Below are 15748 nucleotides of genomic sequence, written 5' to 3'. Positions count from 1 at the left end.
TTGTCTGGTAAGGCGGCGGCCTTCCCGCGATGTCCTGAACCACCATCGCCGGAGTGCCGTCCGCGGCGCTCCGTTCCGATAAACACTTTCCGACAACAGGCGGCCGGTCTCGATCCGCGCCGACGTGAGACCGATGAAGATTCGCAACTCCCTCAAGTCCCTGCGCGGCCGTCACCGCGACAACCAGCTCGTCCGCCGCAAGGGCCGGGTCTACGTCATCAACAAGACCCAGAAGCGCTTCAAGGCCCGCCAGGGCTGAGTCCGGCCATCGCTCGGAACGAGCGATTGGGCCGCATGGCCGGGCGCGAAGAGCGCCCCGCTCGAGCGGCCTCGGCTTTTGCCGAGGCGTCTAGCGGAGCGAGAAGCCTTAAGGCTGCGGATGCGGCCGCCGGCGCTTGAGGCCGACAAGGAAACAAGATGATCGCTTTGGGCGATCATCCGCGGCGTGCGGGCGCGTTGACGCCCTCGGTGACCGGGTGGATGCTGGCTTCATGCCGCGCCGCCCGCTCCCGCTTCTCACGCTTCTCCTCGCGCTCGCGGGGACGAGTGCCATCGCCGCCCCGGCGCCCGAGCCGGGCGGGCGCGAGCAGGCGGACAAGGAGCGCAAGGCGCCCCCGCCGGTCAGTCTCGACGACCTCTACAAGCGGCTCAAGGAATCGGACGACGAGGCCGAATCGAAGGCCGTCGCCACCCTGATCGAGCGCCGCCTCGGCCGCTCCGGCAGTGCCACCGCCGACCTCCTCTCCGACCGCGCCCGCCAGGCCATGGCCGGCAACGAGTTGCCGCTCGCCGTCGAACTGATGGACCGAGCCGTCGCCCTGGAGCCGAACTGGGCCGAGGGCTGGAGCCGGCGCGCCACCCTTTTCTTCCGCCTGTCCGATTCGCAGAGCGCCATCGCCGATCTTCAGCGCGCCCTGGTTCTGGAGCCGCGCCACTTCGAGGCCTGGGCCGCGCTCGGCAAGCTCTACCTCGCCGCCGACGACAAGGGCCGGGCGCTGGACGCCTTCCGCCGGGCGGAGGCGCTGTATCCGCGCTGGGCAATCCTCAAGAAGGCGATCGACCGGCTGCGCCCCGACGTGGACGGCCGCGACCTCTGAAGCGCCCGTGTCCGACATCTTCCGCTTCGCCGCCGGCTTCCTCGCGCTCGCCCTCGGCCTGATCATTTCGGCACTCGCCGCCGCCGCGGGGGCGACCCTGCTGATCGCCGCGCGGGTCGAGGCCCGCTACCCGCCGGCCGGAACCCGCGTCGCCGTCACCGGCGGTGAGATCGCCTATCTCGATGATGGGCCGCGCGAGGGCGCACGGGGTACGGTCGTGCTGCTGCACGGGGCCTCGGCCAACGCCTACGATCCGATGGAGGGCGTCGGGCGCCGCCTCGCTGCGGCGGGCTTCCGCGTCGTCTCGTTCGACCGGCCCGGCTACGGCGGCAGCGACCGGCTCGCCGGGGCGAACGCCGCGACGCCGGCCTTCCAGGCGCGGGCGCTCGGCGAGGCCATCGATCGGCTCGGGCTCGGCCCCACCATCCTCATGGGCCATTCGTGGTCCGGCGCGCTCGCTCTACGCATGGCGCTCGACCGGCCGGAGCAGGCGGCGGGCCTCGTGCTGCTGGCACCCGTGGCGATGCCGTTCCCGCCGACCGCGCTGCCGTGGTGGGCCGGCCTCGCGCTGAAGCCGCCGGTGACGTGGCTGCTGACCCGCACCGTCGCGGTGCCGCTCGGGATGTACTACCTGCCCGGTGTCGCCAAGGGCGTCTTCCGGCCCGAGCCACCGGTGGAGGATTACGTCGAAAAAAGCGGGGCGCCGTTGATCCTGCGGCCGGGCGCGGCGCTCGCCAACATCCAGGACCTCGCCGGCCTGCCTGCGGCTTTGGCCGAACAGGCGCCGCGCTATCGGGATCTCCGGGTGCCGACCGTGATCGTCTCGGGGGCCGGCGATCCGGTCGTGGTGACGGAGAAGCAGGCCGAGCCGCTGAGCCGGGCCGTGCCGGAGACCCGCCTCGTCACCCTGCCGGGGGCCGGCCATATGATCACCTACACCGCCCCGGACGCCATCGTGCGGGAGACGGAGGCACTGCTCGCCCGGATGCCCGGGCGTTCGTGAGGATGTGCCGGGACGCGGTGAAGCGGCCTCTCCCACTCACGCCCTCATCCTGAGGTGCTCAGCCGTAGGCTGAGCCTCGAAGGAGGGCTCCAGTTCTCGCGCGATCCCTGGAGCCCTCCTTCGAGGGCGCCGCTGCGCGGCGCCACCTCAGGATGAGGGGAGTGGATAGGGGAGACCGTCCCGGCTTACGCCTGGTCGGCGTGCTCGCGCGTCACGAAGGCGATGCGGACCATGTTGGTGGCGCCCGGGATGCCGAAGGGCACGCCGGCCACGACGATGACCCGGTCGCCGAGTTCGGCGAAGCGCTCGCGCACGGCGAACTTCGCCGCGCGGAAGGCCATGTCGTCGATGTCGCTCGCGTCCTTCGTGACGATCGGGTGCGTGCCCCACACCATGGTGAGGCGGCGCGCGGTCTCGCGCTTCGGGGTCAGGGCGATCACGCTGGCGTTCGGCCGCGAGCGGGCGAGGCGCTGCACCGTCGAGCCCGAATGAGTCCAGGCCATGATGGCGCGCAGGTCGAGCGCCTCGACGATCTGGTGGGCGGCCGCCGCAATGGCGTCGGAGGCCGTCCGCTCCGGGTTGGTGCGCTGCGCCGTCAGGATCGACCAGTAGAGCGCGTCGCGCTCCACCTGCTCGGCGATGCGGCTCATCGTGGCGATGGCCTCCACCGGGAAGGCGCCCGCGGCGCTCTCGGCCGAGAGCATCACGGCGTCCGCGCCCTCGTAGACGGCGGTGGCCACGTCCGAGACCTCGGCGCGGGTCGGCACCGGGGCGGTGATCATCGATTCGAGCATCTGCGTCGCGACGACGACGGGCTTGCCGAGCCGGCGGGCGCCGCGGGTGATGCGCTTCTGCACGCCGGGCACCTGCTCCAGCGGCATCTCCACGCCGAGATCGCCGCGGGCCACCATGATGCCGTCGGAGATCTCGATGATCTCGTCGAGGCGCGTGAGCGCCTGCGGCTTCTCGATCTTGGCCATCACCAGGGCGCGACCCGCGGCGACCTTCTTCACCTCGGCCACGTCCTCGGGGCGCTGCACGAAGGAGACCGCGATCCAGTCGGCGCCCGCGGCCAGCCCGGCATCGAGGTCGGCGCGGTCCTTCTCGGTCATCGCCGGCAGCGGCACGACGGTGTGGGGCAGCGACACGCCCTTGCGGTTCGAGATGCGCCCGCCGACCTCGACGCGAGTGACCGCGCGGCCCTCGCTCACCTCGGTCACGATCAGGCGCAGCTTGCCGTCGTCGATCAGGATCGCGTGCTGCGGCTCCAGCGCCGAGAGGATCTCCGGGTGGGGCAGGTAGCAGCGGTTGACGTCGCCCGGCGTCGGGTCCGAATCGAGCACGAAGCTCTGGCCGTTCTCCAGTTCCGCGGCGGTGTCCACGAAGGTGCCGAGCCGGAGCTTGGGCCCTTGCAGATCGACGAGGATGCCGATGGGGCGCTTGGCCTCGCGCTCGATCGTGCGGATCACCTCGATGCGCTCGGGCAGCTTGGCCCGGTCGAGATGGCTCATGTTGATGCGGAACACGTCCGCGCCGGCCTGGAACAGCTTGGCGATCATCTCCGGCGATTCGGAGGCCGGGCCCAGGGTTGCGACGATCTTGGTGCGGCGCGAGCGCTTCATTCCAGCCTCCATGACCCGCTGGACCCGCCGGTTCGCGGGAGCGCGAGGCGGGAACGGCCCGGATGACGCGCGACGGATGGGAGGGTCGGCGGCCGGACGGGGGCTTGCCCGGCCAGAAGCATCCCCGCGCCACATAGGTCAAGCGCAGCGCTCCGGGCAGCGGCGCGCCGGCTTCCCGCGCAGGTTTCAAGAAAAGGGCGCGAAAGACGGCCTCGCGACCGCAGGCGGCGGCTGCGTGTTGCTCCGTTGCCATAGGCAGCTTGGCCATTGTCCTGCTACCTTCGGCTCACGAATTCAGCTCTTTCAGGCGGCCCTTCCGTGATCAGATCCCTTCTCCTCGGCGGCGTCGCCGCTCTGGCCTCCACCGCGGCGCTCGCCGCCGACCTGCCGCGCCGCGTCGCCCCGGCGCCGGTCTTCACGCCGGTCCCGGTCTTCACTTGGACGGGCTTCTACGCCGGCCTGCACACCGGCTACGCCTTCACCGACAACCCGAACATCCGCACCACCGGCCTCACCGCGGTGACGCAGGCGAACGTGGACGCCAACTTCCGCCCCGCCACGCTCAAGAGCGAAGTCGACGGCTTCTCGAAGATCGGCGGCGGCATGGGCTACAACTGGCAGGTTACGCCGGGCTCGGGCTTCGTCATCGGCGCGGCCTTCGACATCACCTGGACCGACCTGCACAAGAACACCGGCTTCGGCGGCGCCTTCAACCCGGCCCAGGGCGGTTCGAACGCCAGCGTCTACACCCAGAACCTCGACTACCTCGGCACCGTCAACGGCAAGCTCGGCTACGCCTTCGACCGGTTCCTCGTCTACGGGACCGGCGGTCTCGCCTTCGGTCAGGTCGCCTACGGCGCCCAGCTGTTCGGCACCCCGGCCAACGGCCTGCCGCTGCAGTTCCTCGGCGGCTACGACAAGCAGTTCGAGACCGGCTACAACTACGGCGGCGGCATCGAGTACGCGATCCCGACCGACTCGTTCCTGAACACCTTCGCTTTCGGCAAGCTACTCGGCATCAAGTCGGACGTGACGATCAAGGCCGAGTACATCCGCTACGATCTCGGCAGCCGCACCATCGCCATCCTGAACCCGGCCGGCACCAACGGCTACGCCGCCCGCTTCGGCACCGAGGGCAGCCTGATCCGCGCCGGCTTCAACTACAAGTTCAGCGCCTACTGATCGGATTTCGCCTCACCGGCGAGATGGAGCGGGCGCCCCTCGGGGCGCCCGTTTTCGTTTGGGGCGACGATTCCGAGCCTAGCGCTTCCGAACAATCCCCCTCATCCTGAGGTGCCGAAGCGAAGCGGAGGCCTCGAAGGAGGGATCCAGTTCGCTCAGCGATCGCTGGAGCCCTCCTTCGAGGCTGCTGCGCAGCACCTCAGGATGAGGGGATCGAGTGGGATGAGGGGCGGTCGCCGCTCACTCCTTCTTCTTGCCCTTCTTCTTCTCGGGCTCCTTCCGCTCCTTCTTGGCCACGGCCTTCGCCTCTTTCCTCTCCGCCTTCGAGGCGGCGGGTGCGTCGTGATCGACGCCGTCCCACACGGCCGCGAACGGGCGGCTGCCGAGCGCGCGGGGCGGGGCGGGGGCGGCGGGCTCCGGCGGGGCCGATTCGCCCCGGCGTAAGGGGGCCTCGCCCGCGGCCAGCGCGGCGAGGCGGCGGCGGAGCCAGCCGGGGGTCGCCTGCTTCAGGGTCGGGTGGTGCGGGTCGAGGCGGGCGACCACCGCCTTCACCTCGGCGTCGGTCATGCCGTCGGCGATCAGGGCGAAGGCCTCGGTGCCGATCACGTCGCGGATGTTGCGCAGGGCGTGCGCCTTAAGGCCCCGCGCCTTTAGCTGGCGCACCACCAGGGTGCGGGCGGCCTTCGGGATCTCGGCGCGGATGTCGGGAAAGGCTTCTGGCGCGGCGGCGATGGCCTGCAGCACCGCGTATCCATCGACATCAAGGGCCATGGAGGATGTCCTTCACTTCCGCGACGAGGGGGATCAGCACGTTCGGCACGTGCGCGCCGTACTTGGCCGAGAAGGTCGGCGGGGCGCCGCCGACCGGGACGAGGGCGTCGGCCAGCGCCGCCGCCTGGGGGATGCGGGTGTCGAGCAGATGGAAGCCGGCATCCGCTGCTGCGGCCTCGGCGACGAGGCGGGCCAGCGTCTGCTGGTGCTGGCGCACCTGCGCCTGATAGCGGGTGACGAGCACGTGGGGCGCGCTGCGCGGCGCGATGTGCCCGTCCTTGCGTCCGCTGCGCCGCCAGATCGTCTCGACGAAGGCGTTGAGGCCGTAGGTCGAGAGGAAGTCGGGGATCGAGGTGACGAGCACGAGGTCGGCGGCGCGCACCGCGACCTCGGTCATCGGCGAGATGCCCGGCGCGCAATCGAAGAACACGTAGTCGTAAGCCTGCGCGAGCGGCGCGAACTCGTCCTGGAACAGCGTCCACAGCCGGCCCTCGATGTCGCTCATCGAGAACTTCCGCTCGGTCAGCTCGTACAGAATCTCGCGCTCGACGAGGCGCAGATGCGGGCCGGACGGCAGCAGCGCGAGTTCGAGCGGCCGGTTCTTGTGCGTCGTCAGGCTGACGCCGGGCTGGATGCGGGCGCGGAGATCCGGCTTGTGCCGGGTGATCAGCTTGAGGGCGAGATAGGCCTCCAGCGTCCGCCCGCGGGAGATCATCTGCGCGAGCAGGTCGTCGCCCGCGAGGCAGACCGAGACCGAGGCCTGCGGATCGAGATCGACCACGAGCACCCGCGCCCCGTCGGCGGCGAGCGCCTCGGCCAGCATGACGACCGTCGTCGTCTTGCCGACGCCGCCCTTCATGTTGGCGACCGCGATCAGCTTGCCGCTCAACCCGAGTCCTCCTTGCAGCGCCCGGCACCGACATCGGCGCGAAGCGCAACAGACTTATGTCAGGCTTCGCCTTTCCCCAGCGATGCGGACGCGCGAGCGCACGGGGACAATCCACAGGGCATGAAACGGAGCCGTTCACGTCCGCGCGGGCGCCGGAACAAGCGGGGCCGGGACCGATTGGTGCGATGCCCCAACGACGGAGACGAGCGCCTGTGATCTTCCCGGCCACCACCGCCTTCTATGCCGGCCTGCTCGGCCTGATCTATGCCGGCCTGTCGGCCTGGGTGATCGGCGGGCGGGTCACCAGCAACGTGCTGTTCGGCGACGGCGGGAAGGACGGATTGCAGCGGCGCATCCGCTCGCACGGCAATTTCAGCGAGTTCGTGCCGTTCACGCTCCTGCTGATCGCCCTCTACGAGGCCGGCGGCGGCTCGCGCGCATGGGTGCAGGGCCTGCTGATCGTGCTGGTGATCGCCCGCATCCTGCACCCGATCGGCATGTTCGCCGTCGCCAACACCCCGCGCCAGTTCGCCTGCCGCGGCGGCGGCATCATCGCGACGATCGCCGTGATGACGATCACCGCGATTCTCCTGTTGCTCCGCGCCGGCTGATTCTTTGGATGGTCTCGGCTCTGTCATCCGCTTCTGCTTGATGGGGGACGGATCGCCGGGCGACAATCGTTGAGAGTGAAACGCGAGGCTCGGTGGCGGGACGCCGCGAGACAATGGGGGCGGCTCGCCGCACTCGCGACCGCGCTCGCCTCCGGCCCCGCGGCCGCGCAGGATTTCCTGCTGCCGCTCACGGGCGCCGGCGGCGATCCGCAGACCGCGGTGGCGCAATCGCGCACCTCGGATCAGGTCTCGGTCACCAACAGGGGCTCGATCGAATCCGCGCTCGGCCCCTACGGCGACCCGTTCGGCCTGCGGGCCTACCTCGCGCAGCGCGGCATCACCTACGTGCTCACCTATATCGGCGAAGGCCTCGCCGACGTGTCCGGCGGCCTCCGGCGCGGCGCGACCTACGGGGGACGCCTCGACACGGCGCTCGACATCGATCTCGACGGCTTCATGGGCTGGGAGGGGGCGCGGTTCCACACCGACTTCTTCCAGATCCACGGCCACGGGATGTCCCGCTCCTTCGTAAACAACCTCACGACGGTCAGCGGCATCGAGGCGCTGCCCTCCACGCGGTTGTTCGAGCTGTGGGTCGAACAGAGTTTTTGGGACGGAAAACTCTCGATCAAGGTCGGGCAGGTCTCGGCCGACACCGAGTTCGCCATCGCCCAGTCGGGCGTGGTCTTTTTGAACGCCGGCTTCGGCTGGCCGAATGTCGGCGCCGTGGTGATGCCGAGCGGTGGGCCGATCTATCCGCTCGCCACCCCGGCGATCCGGATGAAATACGTGCCGACCGACGCCCTTTCGTTCCAAGCCGCGATCTTCAACGGCGACCCGGCCGGCACGCCACGCGTCGACGACGGCACCGATCCGCAGCGACGCAACCGCCACGGCACGGATTTCCGCGTCAACGATCCGGCGCTGCTGATCGGCGAGGCGGCCTACGCCTACCCGTCGCTGCCCGGCACCACGGGCCTGCCCGGCACGGCGACGCTCGGCGCGTGGCATCATTTCGGCCGCTTCGACAGCCCGCGGCTCGACAGCGTGCAGGGGCGGCTGCTCGCCGACCCCGAGGCCAGCGGCATCGCCCGGCGCTTTCGCGGCGACAGCGGCGTCTACGCCATCCTCGACCAGACGATCTTCAACGAGCCCGGCGCGCCGGGGGAGGGCGCTTCGGCCTTCGTCCGGCTGTCAGCGGTGCCCGGAGACCGCAACCTGATCGACCTCTACGTGGATGCCGGCGTGGCCTACAAGGGGCTGATCCCGGGGCGCCCCAACGACACCGCGGGCCTCGGCGTGATCCACTCGCGCATTTCCCCGGCTGCCCGCGGCTTCGACCGCGACGCCGTCATCCTCGGCACCGGGACGGGCCCGATCCGCAGCAGCGAGACGGTAATCGAGGCGACCTATCAGGCCGAGATCGTGCCGGGCTTCACGCTCCAGCCGGACCTGCAATACGTGATGCGCCCCGGCGGTGGTTTGCCGGATGCCAGCGGGCGGCGCATCCGCAATGCGACGGTGATCGGGTTGCGGGCGACGGTGAACTATTGAGCGTCCGCTCGTCCCACCCATCCCCCTCATCCTGAGGTGCCGCGCAGCGGCCTCGAAGGAGGGCTCCAGTTCGCGCGCGATTCCTGGAGCCCTCCTTCGAGGCTACGCTACGCTTCGCACCTCAGGATGAGGGGGTTGGGTGGGAGGATACTTGCAAAAAACTAATCGGCGACCGCGAACATCTCGTCGAACGAATACCCCGAACCCCGCACGGTGCGGATCGGGTCGCTCTGGCGGGGGCGGTTGATGGCCTTGCGCAGGCGGCCGACATGGACGTCGACGGTGCGCTCGTCGATGTAGACGTCGTGGCCCCACACGCCGTCGAGCAGTTGCTCGCGGGAGAAGACGCGGCCGGGGCTCTGCATCAGGTATTCGAGCAGCTTGAACTCGGTCGGCCCGAGATGGATCTCGCGGCCCTGGCGGCGGATGCGGTGGCTCACCCGGTCGAGCTCGATGTCGCCCGCGGTCAGCATGTCGGCCACATGAGCGGGCTTGGAGCGGCGCAGGAGCGAGCGCACGCGGGCCAGAAGCTCCGGCACCGAGAACGGCTTGACCACGTAGTCGTCGGCCCCCGTCGAGAGGCCGCGGACCCGGTCGGCCTCCTCGCCACGGGCGGTCAGCATGATCACCGGCAGCCGCTCGGTCTCGCGGCGGGCGCGGATGCGGCGGCACAGCTCGATTCCCGAGAGGCCGGGCACCATCCAGTCAAGCAGGACGAGGTCGGGGGTGGTCTCGTGCAGGCGAAGGTCCGCCTCGTCGCCGCGGACCGCCACGTCCACCACGAAGCCCTCGGCTTCGAGGTTGTAGCGCAGCAGCATGGTCAGCGATTCCTCGTCCTCGACGATCAGGATGCGCGCGCTCGTCATCGAACGTTGTCCCATTCGCATGGTTTGCCGAGAACCTCTCCGATCACCGCAACGGTGACCGAGGCGCGCGCGGGAATCCAGTCCCGCGCGCCAAGTCTACCCTGCAAACAGCGTCTCACGTCGGCCCCCGCGCGCGCCGATACACGGGTCGCGCGAAGACCAGGCAGGTTCAAGTCTACTCAGGCGCCCGGCTGGACGGTGGCGTAGTTCGAGGCGTCGTTCTTCGGGCGCTCGGTCGTCGGCACCTCGCCGGTGGCGAGATACTGGATCGTCTCGGCGACGTTGGTGGTGTGGTCGCCGATGCGCTCGACGTTCTTGGCACAGAACAGCAGGTGCGTGCAGAACGAGATGTTGCGCGGGTCCTCCATCATATAGGTCAGGAGTTCGCGGAACAGCGAGTTGTAGAGCGCGTCGATGGCGCCGTCCCGCTCCCACACGTCGTGGGCGGCGGCCGTGTCGCGGCTGGCATAGGCGTCGAGCACGTTCTTGAGCTGCTCTTGCACGAGGTCGCTCATGTGTTGCACGCCGAGCACGATCTTCTGCGGCTGGGCCTGATCGCTGATCGCGACGACGCGCTTGGCGATGTTCTTGGCGAGATCGCCGATCCGCTCGAGGTCGCCCGCGACGCGGATGCCGGAAATGGTCTCGCGCAGGTCGATGGCGAGCGGCTGGCGCCGGGCGATGAGCAGCACCGAGCGCTCCTCGATCTCGCGCTGGAGCGTGTCGAGGCGCTTGTCGGCGACGATGACGGCCTGGGCCAAAGTGGTGTCGCGGCGCACCAGCGCCTCGGTGGCTTCCGCCAGCATCTTCTCCGCGACGCCGCCCATCTCGGCGATGGAGCGGCGCAGGTTCTCGAGGTCGTTGTCGTAGGAGGAAACGATATGCTCGGGCATGATCTCGAACTCTCCGGTGGAGCCGATCCGTCGCGACGAACGCGTCACGACACGAAGTGGGGACGGATCAGCCGAAGCGGCCGGTGATGTAGTCCTGGGTCTGGCGCTTGGCCGGGTTCATGAAGATCTTCGAGGTCGCGTCGAACTCGATCAGCTCGCCGAGATACATGAACGCGGTGAACTGCGAGATGCGGGCGGCCTGCTGCATGTTGTGGGTCACGATGACGATCGTGAACTCGGAGCGCAGCTGCTCGATCAGCTCCTCGATGCGGCCGGTGGAGATCGGGTCCAGCGCCGAGGTCGGCTCGTCGAACAGGATGACCTCCGGGCGCTGGGCCACGGTGCGGGCGATGCAGAGACGCTGCTGCTGGCCGCCGGACAGGCCCATGCCGGACTGCTTGAGCTTGTCCTTCACCTCGTCCCACAGGGCGGCCTTGCGCAGGGACTCCTCGACGCGGACGTCCAGCTCGGCCTTGGGCAGCTTCTCGTAGAGGCGCAGGCCGAAGGCAACGTTGTCGTAGATCGACATCGGGAACGGCGTCGGCTTCTGGAACACCATGCCGACCCGCGAGCGCAGCTCGTTGAGATCGATTTTCGGGTCGAGCACGTTCTGGCCGTCGAGCAGGATCTGCCCTTCCGCGCGCTGCTCGGGATAGAGGCTGTAGATGCGGTTGAAGGTGCGCAGCAGGGTGGACTTGCCGCAGCCCGAGGGGCCGATCAGCGCGGTGACCTGACGGTCGCGGAAGTCGAGGTTGATGTTCTTCAGGCCGTGGAACTGGCCGTAATAGAAGTTCAGGTCCTTGCAGGCGATGCGGATCGGCGCGGCGTGGTCGGCCGGGTTGCGGCCGTCGAGCTGGCTGCGGATCGCGGGGGAGGCGCTCATCGGAGGTCTCTCGTCGGGTAGGAGGTCGGGACGCGGGCGGCGCAGATCAGCGCTGCCGCTGTTCCTTGATCACGAAGCGGGCCGTCACCGAGAGGGCCAGGATGGTGACGGTGATGAGGAGCGCGCCGGCCCAGGCGAGGCTCTGCCAGTTGGGGTAGGGCGAGAGCGCGAACTGGTAGATCATCACCGGGAGGTTGGGCACGCCGCCGAACAGGTTGGCGTTGAACCACGAGTTGTTGTTGAGCGCGGTGAAGAGCAGCGGCGCGGTCTCGCCGGCGATGCGGGCCAGCGCCAGGATGATGCCGGTGACGATACCGGCCGACGCCGCCCGCCACGTGATCGCGCGGATCACCAGGGAGCGGGGGGCGCCGAGCGCCGCGCCGGCCTCGCGCATCGGGCTCGGCACGAGGCGCAGCATGTCCTCGGTGGTGCGCACGATCACCGGCACGGCGATGATGGCGAGCGCCACCGCGCCGGCCCAGCCGGAATAGGTCCCCATCGGCCGCACCATCAGGGTGTAGACGAACAGGCCGATCAGGATCGAGGGCGCCGAAAGCAGCACGTCGTTGAGGAAGCGGATGACGTCGGCGATCTTCGAGGTCTTGCCGTATTCGGCCAGGAACGTGCCGGCCATCAGCCCGATGGGCGTCGCGATGACGATGCCGATGAAGGTCATCACGAGGCTGCCCAGGATGGCGTTGGCGATGCCGCCGCCTTCCGAGCCGGGGCCGGGGGTCGGCGCCGTGAACAGGGCCGGGGTGAAGCCCTTCACGCCCTCAACGATGAGCATGAGCAGGATCGAGCCGAGCACGATCACGCCGAGCAGGGTGGCGAGCGTGCTCGCCACGATCAGGATGCGGTCGGAGACCCGGCGGCTCGATCGCACGCGGCTGGCGCGGGGCGCGTGAGCCGTGGTCGCGAGGGGGTTGGTGGCGTCCATGGTGGCGCTCGTCCCGGTTGGAGGCTCAGGCGACCTTCGAGCGCCGCACCAGCAGGCGCGCGATGATCAGCACGATGAAGGTGATGATGAAGAGCAGGCAGCCCAGCGCCATCAGCGAGGAGAGCTGCAGGCCGTCGGCCTCGTTGAATTCGTTGGCGATGCGCGAGGCGATGGTCGAGCCCGGATCGAAGATCGAGGCGGAGAGCCGGTTGGCGTTGCCGATGACGAAGGTCACCGCCATGGTCTCGCCGAGCGCGCGGCCGAGACCCAGCATGATCGCGCCGATGATCGAGACGGAGGCCTGCGGCACGAGGACGTGGCGCACCACCTCCCAGGTGGTGCAGCCGATGCCGTAGGCGCTCTCGCGCAGCACGGTCGGGATCTGGTCGAGCATGTCGCGGGTGATCGAGGCCACGAAGGGCACGATCATGATGGCCAGGATGATGCCGGCCGTCAGCACGCCGACGCCCGAGGGGATGCGGGCGTAGAGGACGGTGCCGACGATCGGCATGCCCTCGACGAGGTTCGACACCGGCACCTGCACGAAGCGGGCGAAGAGGGGGGCGAACACGAACAGGCCCCACATGCCGTAGATGATGCTCGGCACCGAGGCGAGCAGCTCGATCGTCATGGCCACCGGCTTGCGGGCCCAGCCGGGGCAGAGCTGCGTGAGGTAGACCGCGATGCCGAGCGAGATCGGCACGCCGATGAGGAGCGCCAGCAGCGCCGCGGCGACTGTGCCGATCACGGCCGGCAGCGCACCGTACTGCTCGGTGCCGATGTTCCAGGCCGAGGAGGTGAGGAAGCCGAAGCCGAATTCGGCAAAGGCCGGCCACGCTCCGTAGACGATGGAGCCGAGGATGCCGGCGAGCACCAGCAGGACCAGCAGCGCCGAGGCGTAGGACAGCCCCTGGAACAGGCGGTCGCCGGTCTTGCTCGGGGCGATGCGGGCGGCCACGCCGCTCTCGCGGGCCAGGGCGACGGAATGGGTCAAGGCGGTCATCCGCGAATGCTCATCGAGTGCGTGGCGTTTAGCGCGGTCGCAGGCGCGAGGCGAGCCGGTGCGAAAAGGGGCCCCTCGTGAGGGGCCCCCGGTACGCCTCAGTTGGTGGCGAAGACCGGCTTGCCGTCCTTCTTGATCGACTTCCACTCCTCGTGGATCAGGCCGACCACGTTGTCGGGCAGCGGCACGTAGTCCAGCTCGGTCGCGAGCTTGTCGCCGTTCTTGTAGGCCCAGTCGAAGAACTTCAGCACTTCGCCGGTCTTGGCGGCGTCGGCCGGGTCCTTGTGGACGAGGATAAAGGTCGCCGCCGTGATCGGCCACGCGTCGTCGCCCGCTTGGTTGGTCAGCGCGATGCCGAAGCCGGGGGTGGACTTCCAGTCGGCGCTGGCGGCGGCGGCCTGGAAGGCCTTGTCGTCGGGCTGCGGGAACTTGCCGGCCTTGTTCTGGATCAGGGCGTAGGCGAGCTTGTTCTGCTTGGCGTAGGCCGACTCGACGTAGCCGATGGCGTTCGGGACCTGCTTGACGGTGGCGGTGACGCCCTCGTTGCCCTTGCCGCCCTGGCCGACCGGCCAGCTGATCGTCGTGGCGGCGCCGAACTCCTTCTTCCAGCCCTCGGAGACGCCCGAGAGGTAGGTGGTGAAGATGTTGGTCGTGCCCGACGCGTCCGAGCGGTAGATCGGGGTGATGTTGGCCTCGGGCAGCTTGAGGCCCTCGTTCAGCTTGGCGATCTTCGGGTCCGACCACTTCTGGATCTTGCCGGCGTAGATGTCGGCGACGATCTCGCCGGTGAGCTTGAGCTTGCCCGGCTCCAGGCCGGGGATGTTTACCACGGTGACGACGCCGCCCATGACGGTCGGGAACTGGACGAGGCCGTCCTTCTCGAGCTGGGCGGGCTTCAGGGGCGCGTCGGTGGCGCCGAAATCGACGGTCTTGGCCTGGATCTGCTTGATGCCGCCGCCGGAGCCGATCGACTGGTAGTTCAGGCCGTTGCCGCTCTCCTTGCGGTAGGCCTCGGCCCACTTCGAGTAGACCGGGAAGGGGAACGTCGCACCGGCGCCGGTGATGTCGGCGGCGAGCGCCGAGGTCGCGAGCTGGGCGACCGCGAGGCCGGCGGCCAGGGCGTAAGCGAAGGGTTTCACGAGCATCTCCGTAACGGGTCGGGCGCTGCCTGCGGGCATGGGCCGGTCCGGGACCGGCTCCCTGCCACGGCGGGGCAGCCTTAGCCCTCCGACGCGCCGCCTCTATGACGGCCACATGACGGGGACATGACAGCGCAGGCCCGCGCCCTCTTCTCGCCAAAATCCGTTGAGGATGGACCGGTTTGCGGCGCTCGAACGTTGAGGGAGGTCGATGAGCCGGCCGGACGCGACCGGCAATCAAATGATGCAACGGAGGAAATCAGCGTGGCGGAGCCATCCCGCAGGGACGACCGGGCGGCCGGTCCGGCGACGGGCGAGCCGCAGGCCGAGATCGAGACGCTCGATCCGCAGGAGGCCGCCTACCGCGCGCTGCACGGCGAGCGCGAGGCGCTGGAGCAGGCGCTTACCCTGGCGCAGCAGCGGCAACGCTTCGGCGACGACGCCGATTCCGAGGCCGCCCGCGAGAGCGAGGCCGAACTGCTCAAGGACCTCGACCGGGTGATGACCCTGATCCGCGCCGCGGAGATCCGGCGCAGCCAGCCGAAGGCACGCCGCTGGCAGTAGTTTTTTGTTTTTTGTTTCTCGGCTTCAGAGCCTGTTCGACGCGCGCATCCCATCCGATCCCTTCATCCTGAGGTGCCGCAGCGAAGCGGAGGCCTCGAAGGAGGGCTCCAGAAGTCTCAGCGATCCCTGGAGCCCTCCTTCGAGGCCCGCTCGCGCGGGCACCTCAGGATGAGGGGAAGGGTTGGAGAGACGGCTGGAGGATGCTCAGAGACCGCGGCGGCGGTCGCGCTCCTTCTGGCGCAGGCGCAGCAGCAGTTCGACCTGCGCGTCGGTGATCGGCTGCGATTCGCAGGCGCCGACATAGGCCTCGCGCAGGGCGTGGCCGAGGCGGGTGCGCGTCTCGCCGCTGAGGTTCGGCAGCGGCGCGGAGGCGAGGGTGTCGACGGCGTAGTCGGTCGCGAGCTGTGCCATGGTGGACCGAAGCGAGGATGAAGGTTCCGTCACCGCGGGGATGCGGATCGGCAACCGAGGGTGCAGTCTGCCCCGAGATGGTTAACGAAAGTTTATCGCCGGGCCGGTTATCGAAATCTTCATCCACCCTGCGACGGGCCGCCGCGCTCGTACGGGCGCGGCGAAAACCGTCAGCCGATCAGCAGGATGTCGAGCAACACCACGGCGATGCCGCCGGCCACCGCGATGCCGAGCAGGACCAGGCTCGACACCTGATCGACGCTGTCCACGTCGTGGCCGACGCGGTGGGTGTAATCGTTGGCGGACAAGGGCTTCTCCTC

At 69.3% G+C, this 15748-nt stretch carries 18 protein-coding genes; 7 read left to right on the top strand and 11 right to left on the bottom strand.

The window, feature by feature from the left end; translation table 11 throughout:
• The first annotated feature begins 133 nt into the window (after nucleotides 1–133).
• The 3 genes from ykgO to AAHG03_RS06240 all read left to right on the top strand — a co-directional run bounded on the left by ykgO (nucleotide 134) and on the right by AAHG03_RS06240 (nucleotide 2100).
• On the top strand, nucleotides 134–259 hold the full coding sequence (ykgO, locus tag AAHG03_RS06250) for a type B 50S ribosomal protein L36 (protein ID WP_003601867.1): 126 nt from the start codon (nucleotides 134–136) through the stop codon (nucleotides 257–259).
• Between the two features lie 232 nt (nucleotides 260–491).
• Entirely contained in the window at nucleotides 492–1097 is a 606-nt protein-coding gene (locus AAHG03_RS06245; RefSeq protein ID WP_342149538.1) for a hypothetical protein, read from the top strand.
• 7 nt (nucleotides 1098–1104) lie between these two features.
• Nucleotides 1105–2100: an alpha/beta fold hydrolase gene (locus AAHG03_RS06240; protein ID WP_342149537.1), complete on the top strand. Its 996-nt coding sequence runs from the start codon at nucleotides 1105–1107 to the stop codon at nucleotides 2098–2100.
• 185 nt (nucleotides 2101–2285) lie between these two features.
• Here the strand turns inward: AAHG03_RS06240 and pyk are convergent, their stop codons facing one another.
• A complete protein-coding gene (gene pyk / locus AAHG03_RS06235) occupies nucleotides 2286–3722 on the bottom strand; it encodes a pyruvate kinase (RefSeq protein ID WP_342149535.1) in 1437 nt (478 codons plus the stop codon).
• Nucleotides 3723–4040: 318 nt separating this feature from the next.
• Between pyk and AAHG03_RS06230 the strand changes: the two genes are divergently transcribed.
• Nucleotides 4041–4904, top strand: coding sequence for an outer membrane protein (locus AAHG03_RS06230; RefSeq protein WP_342149534.1), 864 nt, complete (start codon nucleotides 4041–4043; stop codon nucleotides 4902–4904).
• A gap of 240 nt (nucleotides 4905–5144) precedes the next feature.
• Here AAHG03_RS06230 and AAHG03_RS06225 read toward each other — a convergent pair whose 3' ends face one another.
• Both AAHG03_RS06225 and AAHG03_RS06220 read right to left on the bottom strand, forming a co-directional pair.
• Nucleotides 5145–5675, bottom strand: a complete 531-nt coding sequence (locus tag AAHG03_RS06225; protein ID WP_342149532.1) for a hypothetical protein — start codon at nucleotides 5673–5675, stop codon at nucleotides 5145–5147.
• Nucleotides 5665–6564, bottom strand: a complete 900-nt coding sequence (locus tag AAHG03_RS06220; protein WP_342149531.1) for a ParA family protein — start codon at nucleotides 6562–6564, stop codon at nucleotides 5665–5667. Before AAHG03_RS06220 ends, AAHG03_RS06225 begins: the two co-directional genes overlap by 11 nt.
• Before the next feature lie 212 nt (nucleotides 6565–6776).
• Between AAHG03_RS06220 and AAHG03_RS06215 the strand changes: the two genes are divergently transcribed.
• A complete protein-coding gene (locus AAHG03_RS06215; protein WP_342149529.1) occupies nucleotides 6777–7175 on the top strand; it encodes an MAPEG family protein in 399 nt (132 codons plus the stop codon).
• 75 nt (nucleotides 7176–7250) lie between these two features.
• Entirely contained in the window at nucleotides 7251–8729 is a 1479-nt protein-coding gene (locus AAHG03_RS06210; RefSeq protein ID WP_342149527.1) for a carbohydrate porin, read from the top strand.
• Between the two features lie 161 nt (nucleotides 8730–8890).
• Here AAHG03_RS06210 and phoB read toward each other — a convergent pair whose 3' ends face one another.
• From phoB to pstS, 6 genes are all read right to left on the bottom strand, one after another.
• Complete coding sequence (phoB, locus tag AAHG03_RS06205; RefSeq protein ID WP_342149525.1) at nucleotides 8891–9595, bottom strand: phosphate regulon transcriptional regulator PhoB; 705 nt, start codon at nucleotides 9593–9595, stop codon at nucleotides 8891–8893.
• Nucleotides 9596–9774: 179 nt separating this feature from the next.
• A complete protein-coding gene (gene phoU, locus AAHG03_RS06200) occupies nucleotides 9775–10488 on the bottom strand; it encodes a phosphate signaling complex protein PhoU (protein WP_342149524.1) in 714 nt (237 codons plus the stop codon).
• A 67-nt stretch (nucleotides 10489–10555) separates the two neighbouring features.
• Complete coding sequence (gene pstB, locus AAHG03_RS06195) at nucleotides 10556–11371, bottom strand: phosphate ABC transporter ATP-binding protein PstB (protein WP_342149522.1); 816 nt, start codon at nucleotides 11369–11371, stop codon at nucleotides 10556–10558.
• A 46-nt stretch (nucleotides 11372–11417) separates the two neighbouring features.
• Nucleotides 11418–12311 carry a phosphate ABC transporter permease PstA gene (gene pstA / locus AAHG03_RS06190; RefSeq protein ID WP_342149520.1) on the bottom strand — a complete coding sequence of 298 codons (894 nt, stop codon included), beginning with the start codon at nucleotides 12309–12311 and terminating at the stop codon, nucleotides 11418–11420.
• A gap of 25 nt (nucleotides 12312–12336) precedes the next feature.
• Nucleotides 12337–13314, bottom strand: coding sequence for a phosphate ABC transporter permease subunit PstC (pstC, locus tag AAHG03_RS06185; RefSeq protein ID WP_342149519.1), 978 nt, complete (start codon nucleotides 13312–13314; stop codon nucleotides 12337–12339).
• Between the two features lie 98 nt (nucleotides 13315–13412).
• A complete protein-coding gene (pstS, locus tag AAHG03_RS06180; RefSeq protein WP_342149518.1) occupies nucleotides 13413–14453 on the bottom strand; it encodes a phosphate ABC transporter substrate-binding protein PstS in 1041 nt (346 codons plus the stop codon).
• A 330-nt stretch (nucleotides 14454–14783) separates the two neighbouring features.
• On the opposite strand from pstS, the gene AAHG03_RS06175 reads away from it, so the two are divergent.
• On the top strand, nucleotides 14784–15017 hold the full coding sequence (locus AAHG03_RS06175; RefSeq protein ID WP_342149763.1) for a hypothetical protein: 234 nt from the start codon (nucleotides 14784–14786) through the stop codon (nucleotides 15015–15017).
• A 204-nt stretch (nucleotides 15018–15221) separates the two neighbouring features.
• Here the strand turns inward: AAHG03_RS06175 and AAHG03_RS06170 are convergent, their stop codons facing one another.
• Nucleotides 15222–15428, bottom strand: a complete 207-nt coding sequence (locus AAHG03_RS06170) for a hypothetical protein (RefSeq protein WP_342149517.1) — start codon at nucleotides 15426–15428, stop codon at nucleotides 15222–15224.
• Nucleotides 15429–15598: 170 nt separating this feature from the next.
• Nucleotides 15599–15736 (bottom strand): hypothetical protein, encoded by a 138-nt coding sequence (locus AAHG03_RS06165; protein WP_342149516.1) that lies wholly within the window; start codon nucleotides 15734–15736, stop codon nucleotides 15599–15601.
• Nucleotides 15737–15748: the final 12 nt, after the last annotated feature.

This window comes from Methylorubrum subtropicum (assembly GCF_038442325.1).
GTDB classification, from domain to species: Bacteria; Pseudomonadota; Alphaproteobacteria; order Rhizobiales; family Beijerinckiaceae; genus Methylobacterium; species Methylobacterium subtropicum.
This window is presented reverse-complemented; position numbering and strand designations above follow the sequence as displayed.